This is a genomic window from Psychromonas aquatilis (genome assembly GCF_038155185.1).
Taxonomy (GTDB): Bacteria; Pseudomonadota; Gammaproteobacteria; order Enterobacterales; family Psychromonadaceae; genus Psychromonas; species Psychromonas aquatilis.
Map to the genome: position 1 here is coordinate 15,600 of NZ_JBAKAZ010000006.1, position 20,586 is coordinate 36,185.

At 38.8% G+C, this 20,586-nt stretch carries 25 protein-coding genes; 10 read left to right on the forward strand and 15 right to left on the reverse strand.

Annotated elements, in window-relative coordinates:
- The first annotated feature begins 47 nt into the window (after positions 1-47).
- Positions 48-1,058 carry a class II fructose-bisphosphatase gene (glpX, locus tag V6256_RS02485; RefSeq protein WP_341596431.1) on the forward strand — a complete coding sequence of 337 codons (1,011 nt, stop codon included), beginning with the start codon at positions 48-50 and terminating at the stop codon, positions 1,056-1,058.
- A gap of 79 nt (positions 1,059-1,137) precedes the next feature.
- Here glpX and coaA read toward each other — a convergent pair whose 3' ends face one another.
- The 8 genes from coaA to aroE form a co-directional block, all read right to left on the reverse strand.
- On the reverse strand, positions 1,138-2,094 hold the full coding sequence (gene coaA, locus V6256_RS02490) for a type I pantothenate kinase (protein WP_341596433.1): 957 nt from the start codon (positions 2,092-2,094) through the stop codon (positions 1,138-1,140).
- Positions 2,087-2,728, reverse strand: coding sequence for a nucleoside/nucleotide kinase family protein (locus V6256_RS02495; RefSeq protein ID WP_341596564.1), 642 nt, complete (start codon positions 2,726-2,728; stop codon positions 2,087-2,089). Before V6256_RS02495 ends, coaA begins: the two co-directional genes overlap by 8 nt.
- Positions 2,729-2,837: 109 nt before the next feature.
- A complete protein-coding gene (locus tag V6256_RS02500; protein ID WP_341596434.1) occupies positions 2,838-3,446 on the reverse strand; it encodes a thiol:disulfide interchange protein DsbA/DsbL in 609 nt (202 codons plus the stop codon).
- A 34-nt stretch (positions 3,447-3,480) separates the two neighbouring features.
- The gene (locus V6256_RS02505; protein WP_341596436.1) at positions 3,481-4,464 is read right to left on the reverse strand and encodes a serine/threonine protein kinase; all 984 of its coding nucleotides are present in this window, start codon (positions 4,462-4,464) and stop codon (positions 3,481-3,483) included.
- Positions 4,465-4,709: 245 nt separating this feature from the next.
- Positions 4,710-4,901 (reverse strand): DUF4250 domain-containing protein, encoded by a 192-nt coding sequence (locus V6256_RS02510; RefSeq protein WP_341596437.1) that lies wholly within the window; start codon positions 4,899-4,901, stop codon positions 4,710-4,712.
- Between the two features lie 18 nt (positions 4,902-4,919).
- Complete coding sequence (locus V6256_RS02515) at positions 4,920-5,183, reverse strand: YihD family protein (protein ID WP_341596438.1); 264 nt, start codon at positions 5,181-5,183, stop codon at positions 4,920-4,922.
- 24 nt (positions 5,184-5,207) lie between these two features.
- Positions 5,208-5,489 carry a DUF1488 family protein gene (locus V6256_RS02520; RefSeq protein ID WP_341596440.1) on the reverse strand — a complete coding sequence of 94 codons (282 nt, stop codon included), beginning with the start codon at positions 5,487-5,489 and terminating at the stop codon, positions 5,208-5,210.
- Between the two features lie 6 nt (positions 5,490-5,495).
- Complete coding sequence (aroE, locus tag V6256_RS02525; protein ID WP_341596442.1) at positions 5,496-6,314, reverse strand: shikimate dehydrogenase; 819 nt, start codon at positions 6,312-6,314, stop codon at positions 5,496-5,498.
- 359 nt (positions 6,315-6,673) lie between these two features.
- Here aroE and V6256_RS02530 point away from each other — a divergent pair, with 359 nt between their 5' ends.
- From V6256_RS02530 to V6256_RS02545, 4 genes are all read left to right on the forward strand, one after another.
- Positions 6,674-7,687, forward strand: a complete 1,014-nt coding sequence (locus tag V6256_RS02530; protein ID WP_341596443.1) for a class I SAM-dependent rRNA methyltransferase — start codon at positions 6,674-6,676, stop codon at positions 7,685-7,687.
- A gap of 94 nt (positions 7,688-7,781) precedes the next feature.
- On the forward strand, positions 7,782-8,288 hold the full coding sequence (locus V6256_RS02535) for a helix-turn-helix domain-containing protein (RefSeq protein WP_341596445.1): 507 nt from the start codon (positions 7,782-7,784) through the stop codon (positions 8,286-8,288).
- 101 nt (positions 8,289-8,389) lie between these two features.
- Positions 8,390-8,599: an IS3 family transposase gene (locus V6256_RS02540; protein WP_341596447.1), complete on the forward strand. Its 210-nt coding sequence runs from the start codon at positions 8,390-8,392 to the stop codon at positions 8,597-8,599.
- Positions 8,571-9,119, forward strand: a complete 549-nt coding sequence (locus tag V6256_RS02545) for an IS3 family transposase (protein ID WP_341596565.1) — start codon at positions 8,571-8,573, stop codon at positions 9,117-9,119. Before V6256_RS02540 ends, V6256_RS02545 begins: the two co-directional genes overlap by 29 nt.
- A 66-nt stretch (positions 9,120-9,185) precedes the next feature.
- Here V6256_RS02545 and V6256_RS02550 read toward each other — a convergent pair whose 3' ends face one another.
- The 7 genes from V6256_RS02550 to V6256_RS02580 form a co-directional block, all read right to left on the reverse strand.
- Positions 9,186-10,334, reverse strand: a complete 1,149-nt coding sequence (locus V6256_RS02550) for a 5-(carboxyamino)imidazole ribonucleotide synthase (RefSeq protein ID WP_341596448.1) — start codon at positions 10,332-10,334, stop codon at positions 9,186-9,188.
- Position 10,335: 1 nt separating this feature from the next.
- Positions 10,336-10,818 (reverse strand): 5-(carboxyamino)imidazole ribonucleotide mutase, encoded by a 483-nt coding sequence (gene purE, locus V6256_RS02555; protein WP_341596449.1) that lies wholly within the window; start codon positions 10,816-10,818, stop codon positions 10,336-10,338.
- A gap of 205 nt (positions 10,819-11,023) precedes the next feature.
- Positions 11,024-11,593 carry an L-threonylcarbamoyladenylate synthase type 1 TsaC gene (gene tsaC / locus V6256_RS02560; RefSeq protein ID WP_341596450.1) on the reverse strand — a complete coding sequence of 190 codons (570 nt, stop codon included), beginning with the start codon at positions 11,591-11,593 and terminating at the stop codon, positions 11,024-11,026.
- A gap of 73 nt (positions 11,594-11,666) precedes the next feature.
- Entirely contained in the window at positions 11,667-12,230 is a 564-nt protein-coding gene (locus V6256_RS02565; RefSeq protein WP_341596451.1) for a DNA topoisomerase family protein, read from the reverse strand.
- Between the two features lies 1 nt (position 12,231).
- Complete coding sequence (locus V6256_RS02570; RefSeq protein ID WP_341596452.1) at positions 12,232-12,705, reverse strand: Smg family protein; 474 nt, start codon at positions 12,703-12,705, stop codon at positions 12,232-12,234.
- A 2-nt stretch (positions 12,706-12,707) separates the two neighbouring features.
- Positions 12,708-13,817, reverse strand: coding sequence for a DNA-processing protein DprA (dprA, locus tag V6256_RS02575; RefSeq protein ID WP_481133287.1), 1,110 nt, complete (start codon positions 13,815-13,817; stop codon positions 12,708-12,710).
- Between the two features lie 25 nt (positions 13,818-13,842).
- Positions 13,843-14,790 carry a peptidoglycan-binding protein gene (locus tag V6256_RS02580; RefSeq protein WP_341596456.1) on the reverse strand — a complete coding sequence of 316 codons (948 nt, stop codon included), beginning with the start codon at positions 14,788-14,790 and terminating at the stop codon, positions 13,843-13,845.
- A gap of 93 nt (positions 14,791-14,883) precedes the next feature.
- Between V6256_RS02580 and def the strand changes: the two genes are divergently transcribed.
- From def to V6256_RS02605, 5 genes are read left to right on the forward strand one after another with little or no spacing between them, the layout of a single operon-like run.
- Positions 14,884-15,396 (forward strand): peptide deformylase, encoded by a 513-nt coding sequence (def, locus tag V6256_RS02585; RefSeq protein ID WP_341596457.1) that lies wholly within the window; start codon positions 14,884-14,886, stop codon positions 15,394-15,396.
- A gap of 27 nt (positions 15,397-15,423) precedes the next feature.
- On the forward strand, positions 15,424-16,377 hold the full coding sequence (gene fmt, locus V6256_RS02590) for a methionyl-tRNA formyltransferase (RefSeq protein WP_341596459.1): 954 nt from the start codon (positions 15,424-15,426) through the stop codon (positions 16,375-16,377).
- A gap of 5 nt (positions 16,378-16,382) precedes the next feature.
- The gene (gene rsmB, locus V6256_RS02595) at positions 16,383-17,681 is read left to right on the forward strand and encodes a 16S rRNA (cytosine(967)-C(5))-methyltransferase RsmB (protein WP_341596460.1); all 1,299 of its coding nucleotides are present in this window, start codon (positions 16,383-16,385) and stop codon (positions 17,679-17,681) included.
- Positions 17,682-17,725: 44 nt separating this feature from the next.
- Positions 17,726-19,102 carry a Trk system potassium transporter TrkA gene (trkA, locus tag V6256_RS02600; RefSeq protein WP_341596462.1) on the forward strand — a complete coding sequence of 459 codons (1,377 nt, stop codon included), beginning with the start codon at positions 17,726-17,728 and terminating at the stop codon, positions 19,100-19,102.
- 7 nt (positions 19,103-19,109) lie between these two features.
- A complete protein-coding gene (locus V6256_RS02605; protein ID WP_341596566.1) occupies positions 19,110-20,558 on the forward strand; it encodes a TrkH family potassium uptake protein in 1,449 nt (482 codons plus the stop codon).
- Positions 20,559-20,586 lie beyond the last annotated feature (28 nt).

Here is a 20,586-nt window from a genome sequence, read left to right on the forward strand (position 1 = left end):
ATTGGTCTTTTTGTTACAATTAGATTTAAAAATTGGGAGCTCATAAAATGAGACGCGAATTAGCAATAGAATTTTCTCGAGTAACAGAAGCTGCTGCTTTAGCAGGTTATAAATGGTTAGGTCGAGGTGATAAAAATACAGCAGATGGTGCTGCGGTTGAAGCAATGCGCCTTATCTTTAATCAAATTGATATCGATGGCAAAATCGTTATTGGTGAAGGTGAAATAGACGATGCTCCAATGCTGTATATTGGTGAGAATGTTGGCACAGGTAAAGGCGATAAAGTTGATATCGCAGTTGATCCTATTGAAGGCACACGTATGACTGCAATGGGGCAATCGAACGCGTTAGCTGTATTAGCCGTAGGCGAGCAAGGTAGCTTCTTACAAGCGCCTGATATGTACATGGAAAAACTAATTGTTGGTCCAAATGCAAAAGACGCAATTGATTTAGAGCGTTCTCTAGAGCAAAACTTAAAAGCCGTCGCTTTTGCATTAGGAAAATCGCTTTCTGATTTAACTGTTGCAACATTAGCAAAGCCACGTCATGACCGAATGATTAAAGACATACAAGGTATGGGGGTTCGTGTTTTTGCTATTCCTGATGGCGATGTTGCTATTTCTGTACTGGCATGTATGCCGGATAATCAAGTTGATGTTTTATATTGTATTGGTGGTGCACCTGAAGGTGTTATTTCTGCAGCCGTTGTTCGTGCATTAGATGGTAATATGCAAGCACGTTTAATACCGCGCCCTATGGTGAAAGAGCCTACAGAAGAAAATATTAAAATAGGTGAAGAAGAAGTTAGACGTTGTGAAGCTGTTGGTATTGAAGTAAATAAAGTACTGAAATTAGAAGATCTTGTTAAGAATGATAACGTTATTTTCTCAGCAACCGGTATTACTAAAGGTGACTTGGTTGAAGGTGTGTCTGTTGATGGACGTTTAGCTACAACAGAAACGCTACTTGTTCGTGGTAAATCAAGAACAGTACGTCGTATCCGTTCAACACATTATTTAGACCGTAAAGATCCAAACTTAAAAGATATTATTCTTTAATTAGAATATTCATCCATATCAAATAATAAAGGCGCTTTTAAAGCGCCTTTATTATTTTTGCTAGTGTAATATTAAAATATTATTTACGAAGCTGTACTTCACTCACTTGGTGGTTAATCGACTTCTGGAGAATTAAATTAGCACGGTCTCGCGTAGGACGAATATTTTTTTCTAGATTTACCGCATTAATTTCATCCCAAATCTTCGATGCAATAGCCACTGCTTCTTTCTCACTCATTTTAGAGTAACTATGAAAATAAGCGTTTGGATCAGTGAAAGCACCCTCTCGAAATTTTAAAAATCGCTGGATATACCAGGTTTTTAAAAGCCCTTTATCCGCATCGACAAAAATTGAAAAGTCTACAAAATCAGAAACAAAGGTTTTATCTAGTTCATCTACTGACGGTGTTTGTAGTACATTTAAGCCCTCTAAAATCACAATATCAGGTTGTTCAAATTGTAATGATTTATTCGGTAATATGTCATAGGTTAGGTGCGAATATAAAGGGGCAGTAATGAGTTTTTGCCCTGATTTTATCGCGGCGACAAAATCAATGAGTGCTTTGGTATCAAAGCTTTCTGGAAAGCCTTTTTTATGCATTAAATTTCTAGCAACAAGCTCTTTATTAGGGCGTAAAAAGCCATCGGTTGTCACTAAAGCGACTTTTGGGTGTTCTGGCCAACGTGATAATAAGGCCTGTAAAATACGAGCAGATGTACTTTTACCAACAGCAACACTGCCAGCGACACCAATGATGTAAGGTACTTTTTCATGTTCTGAATTTAGAAATTTATCGCGTACCGCATGTCGATATTGGCGAGCACTCACATAGAGGTTTAATAAGCGCGATAAAGGGAGGTAAATATCAATCACTTCTTGCATTGAAAGTGATTCATTTATCCCTTGTAACTGCTTTATATCGTCTTCTGAGAGCGTTAATTTTACATTGGCACGTAACTTTGCCCACTCTTTACGTTTAAACTCTATATAAGCGTTATGTCGATTTTCTTCATTAAGAACAGTGCGGCTATCCATTAGATACGTTTGCTTCTTCAATATAAATTGATTTACTGTTACCAATTGGATCATCTGCGTACAAATGGTATTGCCCAGCAGGCTTAATTAAACGCTCAAATAGATTCACTAGTGCTTCTTGTGACTCTTCTATGTTGACTTGTTCATGTAGGCGCTTACGTGCTGTTTCAAAATTACTTTTTACCCAGCAACTATAATCATACAGGTCTAAGTAAGCATCTTGTAATAAATACACGCCTTCAATTAGAATAATGTCGATGTCATCAAAGTTATATTCAACTTTCCTAGGGGATTCTGCATCAATGAGATCCACTGATGTTTTGATGCTACCAAACAGCTTTAAAGGTAAAACAAGATCTTCAAACATTTCATCAAAGCGGTAAGCATTGAGGTAATATTCTTCTGGGCTATTCATTACATTAAAGCGAACGTTTTTACTCGATTCCCAGTCATCGGTATGAATAACAGCTACATTTAGCCCATCTAGCTTTAAAGCGGCTGCAATTTTTTCTGTTAACGCACGCTTACCACTGCCTTCAATTCCACTAATCGCAACAACTTGTGCTTTTGTAGACTCTTTGTTGTTATGCAGTTCTTTAATAGCACTTTTTAACTGTGCATAATTATTAAACATTATTTTCAACGCTAATCCCCTTTTATTGACCCGCGTATTATGCCACAAAAATGAAAAAAGCCACTAAAGTGACTTTTTTATTTTAAATAGAGGTATATGAAAGCGCAGTTTAATCAGTCTTTTTAGTTAAGAACTCAACTAATTCATTAAACTCTGCAACACTTTTTACTGAACCCGTGTTTACTTTGTACTTACCATTTACAATCAGCGTTGGTACACCACGTACTTTGAAGTTTTCAGTATTACGTTTCATTTGTGAAGCCATACCATTAACCGCGAAGCTAGCTAAAGCGGCTTTTGCTTCTTGTTCTTCTACGCCTGCTTTTTCAAAAATATCTAGTATATCTTGCTCACCAGAAATATTGTTATGTTGTACATGGATTTCGTCAAATATAATGCTAGTAACGTCGTCTTTTACATTTAACAAATCAGCAGCTGCATATGCTTTTGTTATTTCTTCAGCCATCGCACCACCTAGAAAGTTAACATGGTTCTTTTTAATCGTAACATCTTCAGGTAAAGCGGTTTCTAGCCCTTTCATCAATGGTTCAAATTTAAAGCAGTGTGGACAATAAAATGAGAAGAATTCTAATACTTCTGGTTTTTCTGTTGCTGTGCGTTGAAGGACTTCGTAATGAGTGCCCTCTTTAAAATCTGCCGCTTGAACGCTTAATGGCAGTAAAAACAAACCAATTAATAGAGCAAAAACTTTTTTCATTATGTGTTCCTTTATTATCATGTTATTCATTATTTTAACATGGTGGTTGAAGTGTAAATGGTGCTTCATCTAATGAGACTAATTGTTGTTGCAGCGATTGTAACAACTCTTTCCAATATTGGTCAGTTATAAACCATGGAAAGTTTCGAGAGAATGCCGGATCTGACCATCTTATGTTGATCCAGCTCACATAATTGATTATACGCATTGTCCTTAAGATCTCAATAACAGCAAATTCTTCATTATCAAACTCATATTCTTCTTGGTAACCGTCTAAAATCATCGACATTTGCAATTGTTGTTCATGCTTATCTCCATGTAATAACATCCAAATATCTTGTATTGCAGGGCCCATTTTACAATCATCGAAGTCGACCCAAAAAGGTTGTTCATTTTTCAATAAAATATTGCTGGCGTGTGCGTCACCATGAATTGCGATCATCGCGAGCTGTGGCAGACTTTTACTATCAATTTTTGCTTGGATTTGCGAAAGGGTTAAGAAAAACTGCTCGTGTATCACATTGGGAATATATTCGCAGGTGGCTAAATTTTGAATCGCCGATTGGAGTGTTTTTTTAATATCAAGATCAGGACGTTGTGTGAACTTAAAGTTTGCGCCAGCCTTATGCATTTTCCCTAAGGATACGCCAACATCATATAAGCTATCGATATTATCTACCGCAAGCGTACGCGCAGACAAATTATTGAATATAGCAAACTGGTAACCTGCAAAAGTATGCAATGTTTGACCATCGAATGTTAATGGCACAGAAAGGTCAACACCAGCATCTAATAGGTGTTGGCTGAATGCATGGTCTTCTAATAACTGTGCTTGATTCCATCGTTGTGGACGATAAAACTTCACCACATAGCGTTGTTGATTTTCATCTGTAAAAGAATAAACACGATTCTCATATGAGTTTAACGCTAATAACCCAGTTTCAGGGTAAATTCCAATACTGGCTAATGCATCTAGTTGGCATTCAGGCGTTAGATCGTTGTAGGTTAAGTTTGACATGCATGCTCCAATAAAAAGGGCCACTAATCGCGTGGTGCCGCTTAATATATAGTGTAAAGGTAAATAATGGGAGTAGCGTGAGGTATTTTAATAACCTTTTATGCTGTTGCGCGCTCAGTGTAAAGTGAAGGTGGTGTTATTTCTATCTTATTTGGTCTTATTTATATTGGTTATTATTCGAATAAGAGGCACCTAGCTTTGAGGCGTAGGTGCATCTATTAATCACAGTGATTGTTTAGGCGGTATTAGGCTTTTTTAAATTGCTTATGCGCTGGGTCATAAATAAAGCCATTATCTTTTAAACGTCGCGTTAACGTATTTGCATCTAAATCATAGGTGGTACATAGATCTGCAATAGATTGGTTTTCATTTCTTAGTTTCATATTAACGATACTAAATAGCATATTAATATCCATTTTTTTATAATTCTCTAACATAATGTTCCCCTTAGTGAGTTATAACAAACCTCTGGCCTTTAATAATGCACTTTGAAAATCATCTTCGCAATCTTTTGCAATACCCGGGATCATTTCCCCTTTAGCTGTTTGATCCATTTTTAGATGGTAAATAATCACTTCGTCAGTCAGTTCACTAATTGGCCCTTCAAAACCAGACTCAGTAGCAATGCGTTCTAATAACGCTAATAAGTCGAGATCTTGATGCTTTAACCAATATGGTTTTATTAACTCTAGCATCTCATTAATACGGTGGCTTTGCATTGTTAAACCCTCTTTATCTTATGATTAACAGTGACTGAGCGTTATACTCCCGTCATCATTAAAAGCATGTTGGTTAATCAGTGTTTCAGCAAGATCTTCAATATCAAATCGTGCTGCTTCAAACAGTGTTAATGCGGCTTCTTCATTAGCAGCCGCAAGTGGCAAGTCTGATTGCTCAAGCGTATTTAAGGTTACCCAAGAAATAATGCACAGAATTAAACGCCCTTGGCATTGAGCGTGAAATTCCACTTGCTGCAAATCATGGTTGTAGTATTCGTTATCAGAAAACAGAATGCTTTGATTCATATTAAGTTAACCAGCTAAATTATGGCGTAATTCATTTAAAACTTGTTTGGCGCCTGGTTTTACACCGCGCCAAATAGCAAAGCTTTCAGCCGCTTGGCCCACTAACATACCTAAACCATCTATTGTTAAGCGAGCACCATTATCTTTTGCCCAAGCATTGAATGCTGTGACTTGCGCATTATAGGTCATGTCATAAATGGCTGTTTCAGGAGTAATTAAATGACTAGAAATTGCCGGTAAACTGCCATGTAACCCTGCAGAAGTTGAATTGATAATAAGATCAAAAGGGCCCTTTAATTGATCAAAAGGTTGGGCATCTATATTGCCTAATTGTTCAAAGATAGACACTAAATTTTGGGCTTTTTCAAAGGTTCTGTTAGCAATTGTTAATTGTGCAGGGCTCTCTGCTAAAAGTGAACTACATACTCCACGAGCAGCACCACCAGCACCTAATAATAAGATGCGTGCACCAGTAAGATCGACATGATTATTTTTTAAATCTAATACCAAACCTGCGCCGTCGGTATTATCACCGATAATTAAACCATCATCGGTTTTCTTTAGGGTATTTACCGCACCAGCTAAACGTGCGCGATCCGTTAAAGATTGTGCAAATTGAAAAGCTTCTTCTTTGAAAGGGGCGGTAATATTACAGCCTTTAGCGTTATTATTGAAAAATGCTTGTACAGAAGCGGTGAAACCATCAACAGGGGCTTCAACAATGCCATAGGTCATTTGTTGCTGTGTTTGATTAGCAAATAATGTGTGAATAAAAGGCGATTTGCTATGTTTAATAGGATTGCCAAAAACAGCGTACTGATCCATGTGAGCTCCAATTTCATTAAATTTAGTATGGTTATAATTTACCATGTATATTTTGTGCTGTGTATCTACTCAATCGTTTTTTATTTTGTTAAAGGTTTTTATAGCAACAACTTATGAAAATGTCTTTAACAAAGGGCAATATTAATAGGGCGTTTTCAGAATGCTTTTTTATGATCAAGATTGCCCTTAAGCACATCAAACAGCGCGATGCGTGTCATCTTAATTGCTTAGTACTTGAGATAAAAAGCAATAAAACTGGTTTTTGTTTTGTTGCTGAGAGAGCGTTTGCTAGAATAGCGGTTCATTATCTGGCATTCATTTTTGCTAAATAGCTATTTTCCTTTACTGAGTTTTTGATTATGCCAATAACTGCTTTATTAACCGCTGCATTAGCAAAGCGTGAAACCCTTATTAATAACCTTTCTAATGATGAGTTACCTAAAACAGATTGTTTTCGTGTGTTTCATGGCACAGTAGAAGGGGTCAATGGCCTTAATATTGACCGCTATGGTGATGCTTGGTTAATTCAAACGTTCCATGAGTCACTTACAGATGCACAGCTATCTGATATCAAAACTGTGTTATTAAATGTCGCAGATTTACCCTTGGTTTATAACGATAGGTCAAATAAAAACTCTCGTATTCTTAATGAATTAGATGAAAGTACAGAAGCGTTTGCCCAAAGTGATCAAGTCATGTCTGAGAATGGCGTGTTATTTACCAGTAAATTACGTCATGAAGGACAAGACCCGCTGTTATTTTTAGATATGCGCGTAGGCCGTGAGTTCATGAAGAAACACAGTCATAAAAAGAGTGTATTAAACTTATTCTCTTATACTTGTGGGATAGGCATAGCTGCGGCAGTCGGTGGTGCAAAACGTGTCGTGAATGTTGATTTCTCCTCTTTTGCGTTAGCCGCTGGGCGTAAAAACGCAGAGTTAAATAACGTTGAATCAGTTTGTCAGTTTATTCAAAGCGACGCATTTCCAGCATTACGCCAGCTAGCAGGGCTTAAGGTGATGAGCCGTAATAACAAAAAGCTACCAAGCTACCCAAAAATGTCAGCTTCACAGTTTGATTTAGTCTTTTTAGATCCGCCTCGCTTTGCTAAAAGTGCCTTTGGTACAGTTGACCTTGTTAATGATTACCAAAGTTTATTTAAACCTGCACTATTAACCACAAAACCCGGTGGTACGATCGTTTGTTGTAACAATGTCGCAAAAGTGGATAAAGAAGTGTGGTTTAAAAGCTTAGTGCGTTGTGTTGAAAAGCAGGGTAGAGAAGTAACAGCAGTAGAGTGGTTAGATTGCCATGCTGATTTCCCGTCTTTTGATGATAACCATCCATTAAAAATAGTAGCGCTGACTTTATAAGTGGTCTGCAATAGAGTAATCAATACCTACAAAAAAGCCGAGTTTTGAACTGACCCCCAATAGTTGGACAACCAATTACTGAGGGTCTTTTTTTATGTCCAAATATAGTCGTGAGTTAAAACTCATCATCGCAAAACAGTGCTTAGGTGGTAAGCCATCTAGGAAACTAGCAAGTGAATTTACAATATCCTCTCGACAGATTCGATATTGGACTTCGGTTTTCGCAATTCATGGGACAAACGCATTCTTACCTACTTCGCATGCTCGTAATGCAAAAACAAAACTTCAAGCATTAAAATTAATGTGGACAAATGACTGGTCTCTCACTCACACTAGTGCTGTATTAAATTTGTCTTCACCCGGCTCTCTTTCTTTATGGTTAAAAACATATAATGAGGCAGGGCTTAGAGGACTTGAATGTTCCTCACTCGGCAGAACTCCTATGAAATCACAACCAAATACGCCTGCAAAGCCAAATAATGAAATGACACTTGAAGAACTAAAAGAAGAGCTTGCTTACTTACGAGCAGAGAATGCTGTTTTAAAAAAGTTGGAAGAGCTGGAACAGACAAAACGCCGCCAAATAAAGAAAAAGCGTTAGTTGTTTTAGCTCTCAGAGATAAGCATGCTTTGAAGCACCTTCTTAAAGCCACTCACTTGGCAAAGAGCGTGTTTTATTATCAAGTTAACGCAGGCAAAAAAATGGATGTTTATAGTCTTGAATTAGAGCTTATTAAGACTATTTACCATGAGCATAAAGGTCGTTATGGCTATCGTCGTATTCACCTAGCACTTAGAAGGCAAGGTATTATGCTAAACCATAAGACGGTACAAAGACTGATGGCGCAGTTAAACTTAAAATCGACAGTAAGACCCAAAAAATATAGCGCTTGTAGGGAAAACAGCACCTAATTTACTTAAGCGCGACTTTAAAGCCACAAGACCAGATGAAAAATGGGTAACTGATGTAACAGAGTTCAAGGTTAAAGAGCAGAGAGTCTATTTGTCACCAGTTGTTGACCTATTTACCCAAGAAGTAATCGCTTATAAGATTGCTAAAAATGCGCGTTTACCATTAGTCACGGATATGTTGAAAGATGCTCTCGATAATTTGAGCGAGAACTCAAAACCGATCGTACATAGCGATCAAGGCTGGCAGTATCGCCACAAAGCATATCAAAAACAGCTTACTGATTATGGGCTTACACAAAGTATGTCGAGAAAAGGGAATTGCTTAGATAATGCAGTAGCTGAAAATTTTTTTGGATTATTAAAAACAGAAATGTATCATAGGCAAAACTTCAAAGATGCCGATGAACTGATAGAAAAGCTCGACGAATATATCGAGTATTACAATAAAAAAAGGATAAAGGTCAAATTAAAAGGCCTGACTCCGATAGAGTATCGAATCCAGGCCTTACAAGCCGCTTAACTAAAATGTCCAACTTTATGGGGTCAGTTCATTTATTACTCGGCTTTTTTCTTACATTAAAAGCAATTAATCTTCTAATAAACGTTGTGCTGTGCTTTTCACACCTGGGTAATCTTGCTCAGGTAAGATTTCCGCTAATTGTAATAGCTTTTGACCTAGTGCCGCATTGTTTTCAGCAGAGACATTAATGTGTCCCATCTTACGACCTGCGCGTTGTGTTTTGCCATACCAGTGACTTTTAACATCTGCAATCTTAAGTACTTGCTCACTAATAGACGCTTGGCCTAATACGTTGATCATCGCACTTACTTTTTGCATGCTTGTGTCACCTAGTGGTAAACCAGCCACGGCACGCATGTGGTTTTCAAATTGACTACATGCGGTACCTTGTTGAGTCCAGTGGCCAGAGTTATGTACACGCGGTGCAATTTCATTGACCATTAACTGACCGTCAACATCAAAGAATTCGATAGCTAAAACACCGATGTAATTCATCTCTGCAGAGAGTTTATTAAATGCATCAATCGCTTGCTGTTGAATACTAAGTTCAATTTCAGTTGCTAATGATAGCGTTAATACACCGTCAGTATGTTGATTTTCAGTGACAGGGTAGATAGCAATGTTACCCTCTTTATCACGCGCACCAATCACCGATACTTCACGGTTGAAGGGGATCATTTTTTCTGCGATGATACTGTGCGGGAAGCTCTCGCTGCCAACGGCAATAAACTCAGCCATTTCAGACCAAATTGCATCTAATTGATCAACTGACTTTAAGCGCCATTGACCTTTGCCATCATAACCCGCTTGGCAGGTTTTAATTACTAACGGCAAGCCAAGTAAGGCGACTGAATCAACTAAATGCTGTTTTTCAGTGATCAGTTTATAAGGCGCAGAAGGAACACCTGTTTTATCAAGTAGTGCTTTTTCAATACTACGATCGCCACCTGCTTTAATTGCAGCTTTACCCGGGAAGAACTTGCCACTGTCATTACATAGTGCAAGTACGTCATCAGGGATATGCTCAAATTCGCAAGTAATCACATCCACTAAGGCGATAGCTTGCTCAAGCGTTTGTTGATATGACTGCAAGGTCAATGGGTGAATAACTTGTTTTGAACCCACATCGTAAGCACGCACATTTAAATTTAATGGTGCTGCTTCTAAGCTCATCATACGTGCAAGTTGCCCTGCACCTAATACTAGAATATTCATATTAAACCGCTGGATCTGGGTTAGCTAAAACAGTGTCTGTTTGCTTTTGGCGGAACTCATCAACTTTAGCAAGCAGTTCTGGTTGTTGGCATGCAAGAATTTGTGTTGCTAATAAACCAGCGTTGGCTGCGCCTGCTTCACCGATCGCAAGTGTACCTACAGCAACCCCTTTAGGCATTTGGCAAATTGATAATAAAGAGTCTACGCCTTTCAGTGCTTTCGACTGAACAGGAACACCTAATACAGGTAAGCTAGTAAAAGCCGCTGCCATGCCTGGTAAGTGTGCAGCACCACCAGCTCCAGCGATAATGACTTTAATGCCACGCTGTGCAGCACTAGAAGCGTAATCAGCTAGTAGTTGTGGAGTACGGTGTGCAGAAACAACTCGTGTTTCATACTCAATACCAAAAGAATCTAGCATATTTGCGGCGTGTTCCATGGTCGGCCAGTCAGACTTAGAGCCCATAATAATACCAACTTTCATACATACTCCTGTAATAGGGGGATTATTTAAATATCGTTCAATGATGCGCGCGATTATATACCTGTTAGCCTATAAGATGCAAAATTCAGTCGCTGGAAATAGCTGGAAATAGCTGGGAGAGAGGGCGTAAATATTGGACTTTTTCAACCTCTACTAAGATCAGTAAAGGTTGACATTGAAACGGCTTAACTAACCTAATCTGCGATTAACGTAAGCGTTTACCTGTTAAGGCATCGTGGATTTGTGAAGGGTTCGCTAATCCTGTTACAGGCTGTTCAATAACATAATCAAGTAAGGGGTGGTTAGCAAACATTTGCTCAACTTGTGCACTAGTTGTACATGCATCCTGCCCTGATAAATTAGCGCTGGTGGAGATGATAGGTTTACCAAAAGCTGCACATAGTGTTTGTACAACAGGGTGTTGAGTGACGCGCACTGCAATACTGTCAAAATCACCGCTAACTAACTTAGATAAGGAAGGTTGAACAGGCACAACCCAAGTGAAAGGTCCCGGCCAAGTCGCCTTAATTTTATCAAGCTGCTCTGAGCTGAGGGAAGAAAAGTCAGCATAGTTTTTTAATTGCTCGATATTAGCGGCAATTAAAATCAAGCCTTTATGAGCAGGGCGTTGTTTTAAGTCGAGGATCTTTTGGATTGCTACTTCATTGTCAGGGTCACAACCTAAGCCAAAAACAGATTCAGTTGGATAAGCAATAACACCTTCTGTTGTTAATGCTGCAAGTGCTTGAGAAAGCGTATTGTCATTGATAGTCATTTATTATTCCACTGGTGAGAAGAATTGAGGTAAGTCGCGGCATTAATCCGCCTTTAATACAAGTAACCCATTATTATATAGGCTTGCTTCGATAACCACATCCTTTTTTAGGGCAGATCATGCGCTTACCAGTATTGGTTTTGCGCTCAACTGTGATTGGCCAATGACACTCAGGGCAAAACTCATTGACTGGTTTATCATTGACTGCGTACTTACAGGTTGGGTAGTTATCACAGGCATAAAAGGTTTTACCAAAGCGTGATTGGCGAGGAACTAAATGGCCTTTTTTACAGCTAGGGCAAGCTACTTTAGGTCCCTCCACTTGTTTCTCTGCTTCATTCTGATTGTGATCAGATAGCGGAGAAGTATGCTCACAAGTCGGGTAAGTGCTGCAACCTATAAACAAACCAAAGCGGCCTTGTTTCAACACTAATTCATGTTGGCAAAGAGGGCAACTGCTACCGGTAAGTACTTTTTTTACATCACTTTTTTCGTGTAATGGTTTTAAATAGTCACAGCTTGGATAAGCACTACATCCTAAAAAGGGGCCTTGCTTACCATTACGAATATGCAAGTGTGAGCCGCATTTTGGGCAAAGCTCAGCGTCTTTTTTATGATGGGTACTTAGATTTTCCATATTAGTGAATTAGCCCTTCTTCAAAGTCCATTAACATTGACTCTAATTGTAAGAATTCACTTTCACTACTTGGGCTATTAAATAACACCATTAAGATAAGCCATTTAACATCTTCTAAGGTCAGTTCTTTACTGTCTAAAGACATGATGCAATCAATCACCAGCTCTCGCGTATAGGTGTTTAATATTTTTGCCTGTTCTAAATAGCTAATGTAATTACGGCTATCGACAGAGATTTGCATTTGTTCTTGCTTGTTATAAATACGATGTGAGGTTTTTTGCTCAGGTGTTGTTTTACTTTGAGGGTCTTGATTATGCATGTTTGCTAAGTGATCTAACCATGCTAGCGCCTTGGTTATATCTGATTTTTGAAAACCTTCTTGCATTAATTCATCGGTAACCTCTTGTGTGTCAAGCTCCATCGTTTGATCAACTTGGATATAACTTTCAAAGAGGTACATGATAATTTCAAACATAACTATCCTTTTAACTTAATATAACCTTGCGGTTGGACATTGATTGTACCATTTATCTCTAATTCTATTAACTGATTTTGTAAAGTCACTACATCCAAACCACTTCTTGCTAAAATAACATCAAAACTGGTTAGGCTATAGTCAATACAATTCAATACAGGGTTGTCTGTAGGGACAGTTTTTAGTGTTTTTTTCGCGGCAACTTGATTTAAGTTTAAAGCAGGAAACTCATTGATAATATCGTTAACCGATAGCACCAGTTTTGCACCTTGTTGAATTAACTTCAAACACCCTGAAGCCTGTGGGTTATCGATAGAGCCGGGTAGGGCAAATACGTCTCTATTTTGTTCAATAGCATAACGTGCAGTTATTAATGAGCCGCTTTTAACGGAAGCTTCAATAACTAATGTCCCAAGGCTTAACCCTGAAATAATACGGTTTCGTCTAGGAAAGTTACTTGGGTAAGCGGGTGTGTCCGGCCAAAACTCTGATAATAAAAGCCCTGTTTTAACAATATCTTTGCTTAATACCTTATGCCGTTTAGGGTAAATATTATTTAAGCCAGTGCCTAATACTGCAATCGTTGCGCCTGTCTCAGTTAATGCCCCTTGGTGTGCGACGCCATCAACTCCAATAGCTAAACCGCTAGTGACCGTTAATCCTGCTGCAGCTAATTGTTTGGCTAAATCATAAGCTTTTTCTTGTCCGTAGGGGGTACAGCTTCGGCTACCAACAATGGCAATTTGTGGTGTGTTTAGTAGTTCAATATTCCCTTGTGCAAAAAGTAATAATGGTGGAGAGCTTATCTGTTTTAATAGTTCCGGGTAGCGTGAGTCACCATAGCTAATAATATAGTTATCTTGGTTTAATTGTTGCCAAGCTAAACATTCTTGTATGTGTGCTTGATTGGGGTGTAAAAAAGCTTGGGTTTGTTCTGTGGTCAGTTTTAATTGGCTTAATTGTTTTGAATTAAGCGCAAACAGTTGTTGGATAGAGTAATGAGATAGCATCTTAAAAACTTTACGTTTTTGAATCGATGGAACCGCATCTAACGCAATCCAATAATGAAGGGGATCTTTGCCTGTTTGGTCTTCAAATAGATTCTTTTGGATACCAACCTCTCTTAATTAAAGGCCTTTAAAAGGTTAAGCCTTCAATACTAAAGTTTGCATTCATCACCGCATGTGCCTTGATAACTATTGCGATACTGACTTTTTCATAGACTTTAAAGACCATTAATTGGCCAACTCGTTGTGAAGGTATGGTTAAGTCCATCTCTTGCATTTTTTGAAACACATCGCCATCTTCTTGATAGATGATGTTGGCTTTATTTATTAATAACGCTGGTCCGGGCCGTAAAATAGAAAACATAGAGCCCACTTCAATATGATCTCGTTTACCTTTATCAATCACCACTGTATCCCACTCACCAATAATAGAGGCATGGTTTAGTGCTTTTAAAATATGTCCTTTAACATTTTCATTTACTGCAACGGGTGTAAAGTAAGCCGGTAACGATTCAAATTCTGGAATGGCTAATAGCAAATCACCCTGTTGTGCTTCGCGTACGCTTGAGTTTAAATCAAAAGCGGTTAACAGTGAGTTCGTCGGTAAATTTTTGTTGTTTGAAACCGTTGCGTATCCAATAAAAGTTAATGCAGATCCTAGTATTTCGCCAGTTTTTGAATGATATGGTTCTCCTAGTCGATAAATACCATAAACCTTATCTTGTGAGTATTGACCTTGTGCATAAAAGATATCGTCAGCAAAAAAGCGGGGAGATCCAACAGAGTCACCTAGGATGCGAGGGGCATTTTTTACTAGCTCAGCATTAATAATGTGATCTTTTGAAAGAAACGAAGAAAGCACCGGTAATGGGATGATTGGTGCAGCTTGCTTTTTGATTGTGAAACGTACTGTTGGAGTTAACTTTTTAGACCGTTTTATCATCAACTTATCGTTATTATCAGTGGTTTTGCTATTGATAGTGGGCGGCGTTAATTGCTGTTTAGTATAGGTGTTCGCATTGACCAGTAACGGCAACAGAAACACTAAAATCAATGAGGTAATAGGTTTTAATTTCATAACAATCTTCACCCTATGAGTAATAAAACTTTTTTTTGTAAAGATAAATGACTAGAATTAACTTTTTACAATAAATATGAGTGCCATAATCCAATGCCTTTACTAGATGTATTACATTTTCCAGACGAACGTTTAAGAACAGTTGCAAAACCAGTTGAAGAAGTGACGGAGGAAATCAAGCAAAAAGCAGCAGATATGATCGAAACCATGTATGACGAAAATGGTGTTGGTTTAGCGGCAACACAGGTTAACTTTCATCAAAGACTAGTGGTTATTGATGTATCTGATACACGCGATCAGCCTTTAGTACTTATCAACCCTACTATTATAGATACATCTGGCGTAGAAATCTCTGAAGAGGGTTGTTTATCTGTACCTGAAACTAATGCTGAAGTTGAACGTGCTGAGCAAGTCACTTTAGAATACCTTGATCTTGAAGGAGAAAAGCAGGTCGTTGAGGCTGATGGTTTATTTGCTGTTTGTATCCAGCACGAATTAGATCATTTAAAAGGAAAGTTATTTATTGATTACTTATCTCCTTTAAAACAAAAGCGTATTAAGACTAAGTTAGAAAAACTTCAACGCCAGAATAAAAAATTCTCATAATTTATTTGCTAGCTTAAAGGTTATTTTGTGGAAAATTTAAAGATTATTTTTGCCGGTACGCCCGATTTTGCCGCAAATCATTTACAAGCATTAATTGATGCTAACTTTGACGTGGTTGCTGTATATAGCCAACCAGACCGCCCAGCGGGACGAGGCAAAAAGTTAACTGCAAGTGCAGTAAAAGAAGTCGCTGTTGCCAATAATATTGCTGTGTATCAACCTGAAAACTTTAAACAAGCTGAAAGTGTTGAGCAACTAGCTGCATTAAATGCAGATCTGATGATTGTTGTTGCTTATGGTTTGATTCTACCTGCAAATGTACTGAATACGCCTCGTCTAGGTTGTTTTAATGTACATGGTTCTTTATTACCAAGGTGGCGTGGAGCTGCTCCTTTCCAACGAGCTATTTGGGCTGGCGATAAAGAAACTGGCGTGACTATTATGCAAATGGATGAAGGGCTAGATACTGGCGATATGTTAAAAAAAGTCAGTTGTCCTATCGATCAAGATGAAACCAGTGCTTCACTGTATGCAAAGGTCGCTAAACAGGCACCAGCAGTGTTAATTGATACCATTAAGCAATTACAAGCAGGTGAGCTTGTCGCAGAAAAGCAAGATGAAAGCGCGGCAACCTATGCGAAAAAATTAAGTAAAGCAGAAGCGCAAATCAACTGGCAAGATGAAGCACAATTTATTGACCGTTGTATTCGCGCCTTTAACCCTTGGCCAATTAGCCATTTTCAGTGGGCAGGACAAGTTATAAAAGTGCACCAAGCTAAACTTGTAGACACAGAAACAACAGCAGTCGCAGGCTCAGTATTAAAAGTCGATAAACAAGGCATTCAAGTTGCGACGGGCAAAGGTGTTCTAAATTTAGAAATAATCCAATTAGCAGGCAAAAAAGCAATGCCTGTCGCTGATGTTTTAAACTCTCGTCATGATCTGTTTACGACTTCAAGCAACTTACTCGAACAAGGTTAACAATAATGAACGTACGTGCGATTGCCGCTAAAGTATTAAATCAAGTGGTAGAGAAGGGGCAATCGTTATCACAAGCGTTGCCAGCGATACAACAAGAACTCACTCCTAAAGATAAAGCCCTAGTACAAATGCTCTGTTATGGCGTATTACGTACTTTGCCTCGTTTAGATTTTTTCTGTCGTTCATTAATGAAAAAGCCATTAACTGGAAAACAGCGCGACCTGCACTTTTTGATTTTAGTAGGCATGTATCAACTGCTGTATACACGCATTCCAAGTCATGCGGCAGTAGGTGAAACAGTAAGCGGCGCTAAAGCACTAAAGAAACCTGCTCTAAAAGGCATGGTAAATGGTGTACTAAGAAGCTTTCTACGTGAACAAGAAACATTGATCGCGAAAGCGGATCAACAACCCGCTTTATTATATTGCCATCCAAGCTGGTTAGTTAAACGCCTTCAGACCGCTTATGGTGAAGAAAAAGCCGCACAGATAATGACTGAGAATAACCAACAAGCTCCGATGTGGTTACGTGTTAATGCGCGTTTTCATGATCGTGAGCAATATCTTGCGTTATTAACAGAGCAAGATAAGCAAGCACAAGGCACAGACAATAATGACAATGCACTTTGTTTAGAAAGTGCATGTGATGTTTATCAGTTACCGGGTTTTGAAGATGGTTGGGTGTCAGTACAAGATGGCGCGGCACAATTAGCGGCGCATTACTTGGAAGCGCAACCAAACGAACTGATCTTAGATGCATGTTCAGCACCGGGTGGTAAAACAGTTCATACATTAGAGTTACAACCAGAGCTTAAACAGATGGTTGCAGTGGATTTTGATGAAAAACGTTTATTGCGTGTGCAAGAAAACCTAGATCGTTTAAATCTGCAGGCGACTGTGATCCATGGTGATGCCTCTAAACCTGACGAGTGGTGGTCAGGCGAGCAATTTGACCGTATATTATGCGATGCACCTTGTAGTGCGACGGGCGTTATCCGTCGTCATCCAGATATTCGTTGGTTACGCCGTGATAGTGATATCAATGAGCTGGTTTCATTACAACAAGATATTCTGCAGGCATTATGGAAAAAATTAAAGCCGGGCGGTGTTTTGCTATATGCAACATGCTCTATTTTACCTGATGAAAATGACTTACAAATTGAACGTTTTTTAGCATCCACCAGCGATGCATCATTGATTCCTTTATCTAGTAAGGTCAGTGAGACTGTTTGCCAACGCCAAATTTTGCCAAATGAGCAAAAAATGGATGGATTCTATTACGCGAAACTACAAAAAGCGTTATAAAGCGATATTAACGACAAGCGTTTATCGATAACTAGTGAGGCGAAATGAAAATTATTATTTTAGGTGCAGGGCAAGTAGGTGCTTCTTTAGCTGAAAACTTGGTTGGCGAAAATAACGATATCACAGTAGTTGATGCAAACCATGAAGCCTTACAAGAACTACAAGATCGTCTAGACTTACGTGTAGTTCAAGGTAGTGCTTCTTGTCCACATACGTTGGGCCATGCTGGTGCTAATGATGCCGATATGTTGATCGCCGTAACCAATAGTGATGAAGTTAATATGGTGGCATGCCAAATTGCTTTTACACTCTACAATGTACCTAAAAAAATAGCGCGTATTCGCTCTCAAAGCATTGTGATGCATGAAGATGAGTTATTTAATAAAGATGCGCTTCCTATTGACCACATTATTGCCCCAGAGAAACTGGTAAGTGATTATATTGCTCAATTAATAGAATACCCAGGCGCATTACAAGTTGCTAACTTTGCAAATGGTAAAGTTGGGCTGGTGGCTATTCGCGCTTATTACGGTGGTTCATTAGTAGGGAATGCTATCTCAACTCTAAAAGAGCATATGCCTAACATTGAAGCGCGTGTTGCTGCTATTTTTAGACGAGGTAAAGCAATCCGTCCGCAAGGAACGACCATTATCGAAGCCGATGATGAAGTCTTTTTTATTACAGCAAGCCCCAATATTCGTGCGATCATGAGTGAGATGCAAAAATTGGAACACCCATACAAACGAATCATGATTGTAGGTGGTGGATACATTGGTGAAAGCCTGGCAAAACGCTTAGAAAAAGAAAACTCTGTTAAATTAATTGAAAGAAATTATCGCCGCGCAGAATACTTATCAGAAACCTTGTCTAATACCATTGTTTTCTGTGGTGATTCGTCAGACCAAGATTTATTAATAGAAGAACATATCGACCAAATAGATTTGTTTATTACCGTTACCAATGACGATGAAGCGAACATTATGTCAGCGATGCTGGCGAAACGTTTAGGCGCGGGTAAAGCAATGGTACTGATTCAACGTACTGCTTATGTTGATCTTATTCAAGGTAACATCTTAGATATCGCTATTTCACCACAACAGGCGACCTTATCTGCATTATTAACACACGTCCGTAAAGCTGACTTAAAGCACGTATATTCATTACGTGAAGGTTTTGCTGAAGCGATTGAAATCGTTGCTCGTGGCGACAATATCACGTCAAAAGTAGTGGGCAAGGAGCTATCTCAACTGAAACTACCAAAAGGGACCAGTGTTGGTGCAATTGTAAGGAATGAAGAGGTATTGATTGCTCATGATGATACCGTTATTGAGACTGATGACCATGTGATCCTATTCTTGGTAAATAAAAAGTACATCAGCGATATCGAAAAACTATTTCAACCAAGCCCATTCTTCTTATAAGAATACACTGATGACTTATCGCCCGCTGTTCTTCATCACAGGTTTAGTATTATCGAAAATGGCATTTTTTATGTATTTTCCAATGCTATTGGCCTTTTTTGGAAATACCTTGGGCAGTATTGAGTTTTTCTTCGCTATTCTGATCACGCACATCGCATCCGCTATTTTCTTATACCTTGGTGGTGAAAAACAACGCTCACATTTAGGTGTGCGAGAAATGTTTTTATTAACCACTGGGGTTTGGTTGCTATCCAGTCTGTTTGCCGCATTACCCTTTGTATTAATTGAGCATATTAGCTACAGCGATGCCTTTTTTGAAACCATGTCCGGCATTACAACCACAGGCAGTACAGTGTTACATGGGTTAGATACCATGCAGCCTAGTATCTTATTATGGCGCTCTATTTTACAGTGGTTAGGGGGTGTTGGATTCATCGTGATGGGAGTGGCGATATTGCCATTCTTAAATGTAGGCGGGATGCGCTTATTCCAAACTGAATCCTCAGATTGGTCAGAGAAAGCATCCGCTAAAACACGCAGCGTGGCAATGGATATTCTTATTGTGTATCTATGTTTAACCATTTGTTGTTTTATTGGTTACCGCTTCTCTGGAATGGGTAATTTTGATGCGATAAATCATGCCATGACCACCATTTCAACTGGCGGTTATTCTACCTCAGATAGTTCGATGGGGAATTTCTCACACTTTGCACATTGGAATGCTGCCTTATTTATGTTTTTGGGTGGCTTACCATTTTTATTATTAATCCGTGCTGCACATCAAAGAACGCTTGAGCCGCTCTGGAGAGATGCGCAGATCCAAGGTTTTGTGAAAATAGTATTAGTCTGTGCAATTAGCTTAAGCCTGTATTTGACCATGACAGGGCAATTCTCATGGGCCGATGCGATAAGGTTAAGCGTTTTTAATGTGATATCAGTGATCACTACAACGGGTTTTGGACTGGATGACTTCTTAACATGGGGTGATTTTAGCGTCATTATTTTTGCAGGCTTATTATTTACAGGTGCTTGTTCTGGTTCAACATCCGGTGGTATCAAAATATTCCGTTTCCAGATTGGTTTTAGCTTATTTAAGCGCCAGTTAATGTTATTGATGCACCCTCATGCTTTATTCCCACAAAAATACAATAATCGCAAAGTCAGTGACGATATTGTTCGCTCACTCATCTCATTCTTAATGGCTTATATGTTAACGGTTGCTGTTTCAACGCTATTGCTTACCTTGTTTGGCTCTTCTGCAGCGGTGTCATTAACCGCATCCATTACTGCTGTCTCTAATGTTGGCCCAGGCTTAGTTGAATCAATAGGGCCTTCTGGTAATTTTGCAGATTTGCCTAGTGCTTCTAAATGGGTTTTATCGTTTGGTATGTTGATGGGGCGTTTGGAGATATTGACTGTTGCCGTTATGCTGACAAGGCATTTTTGGAAGCGTTAAATATCTGCTGGTTAAGTGACATGATGCT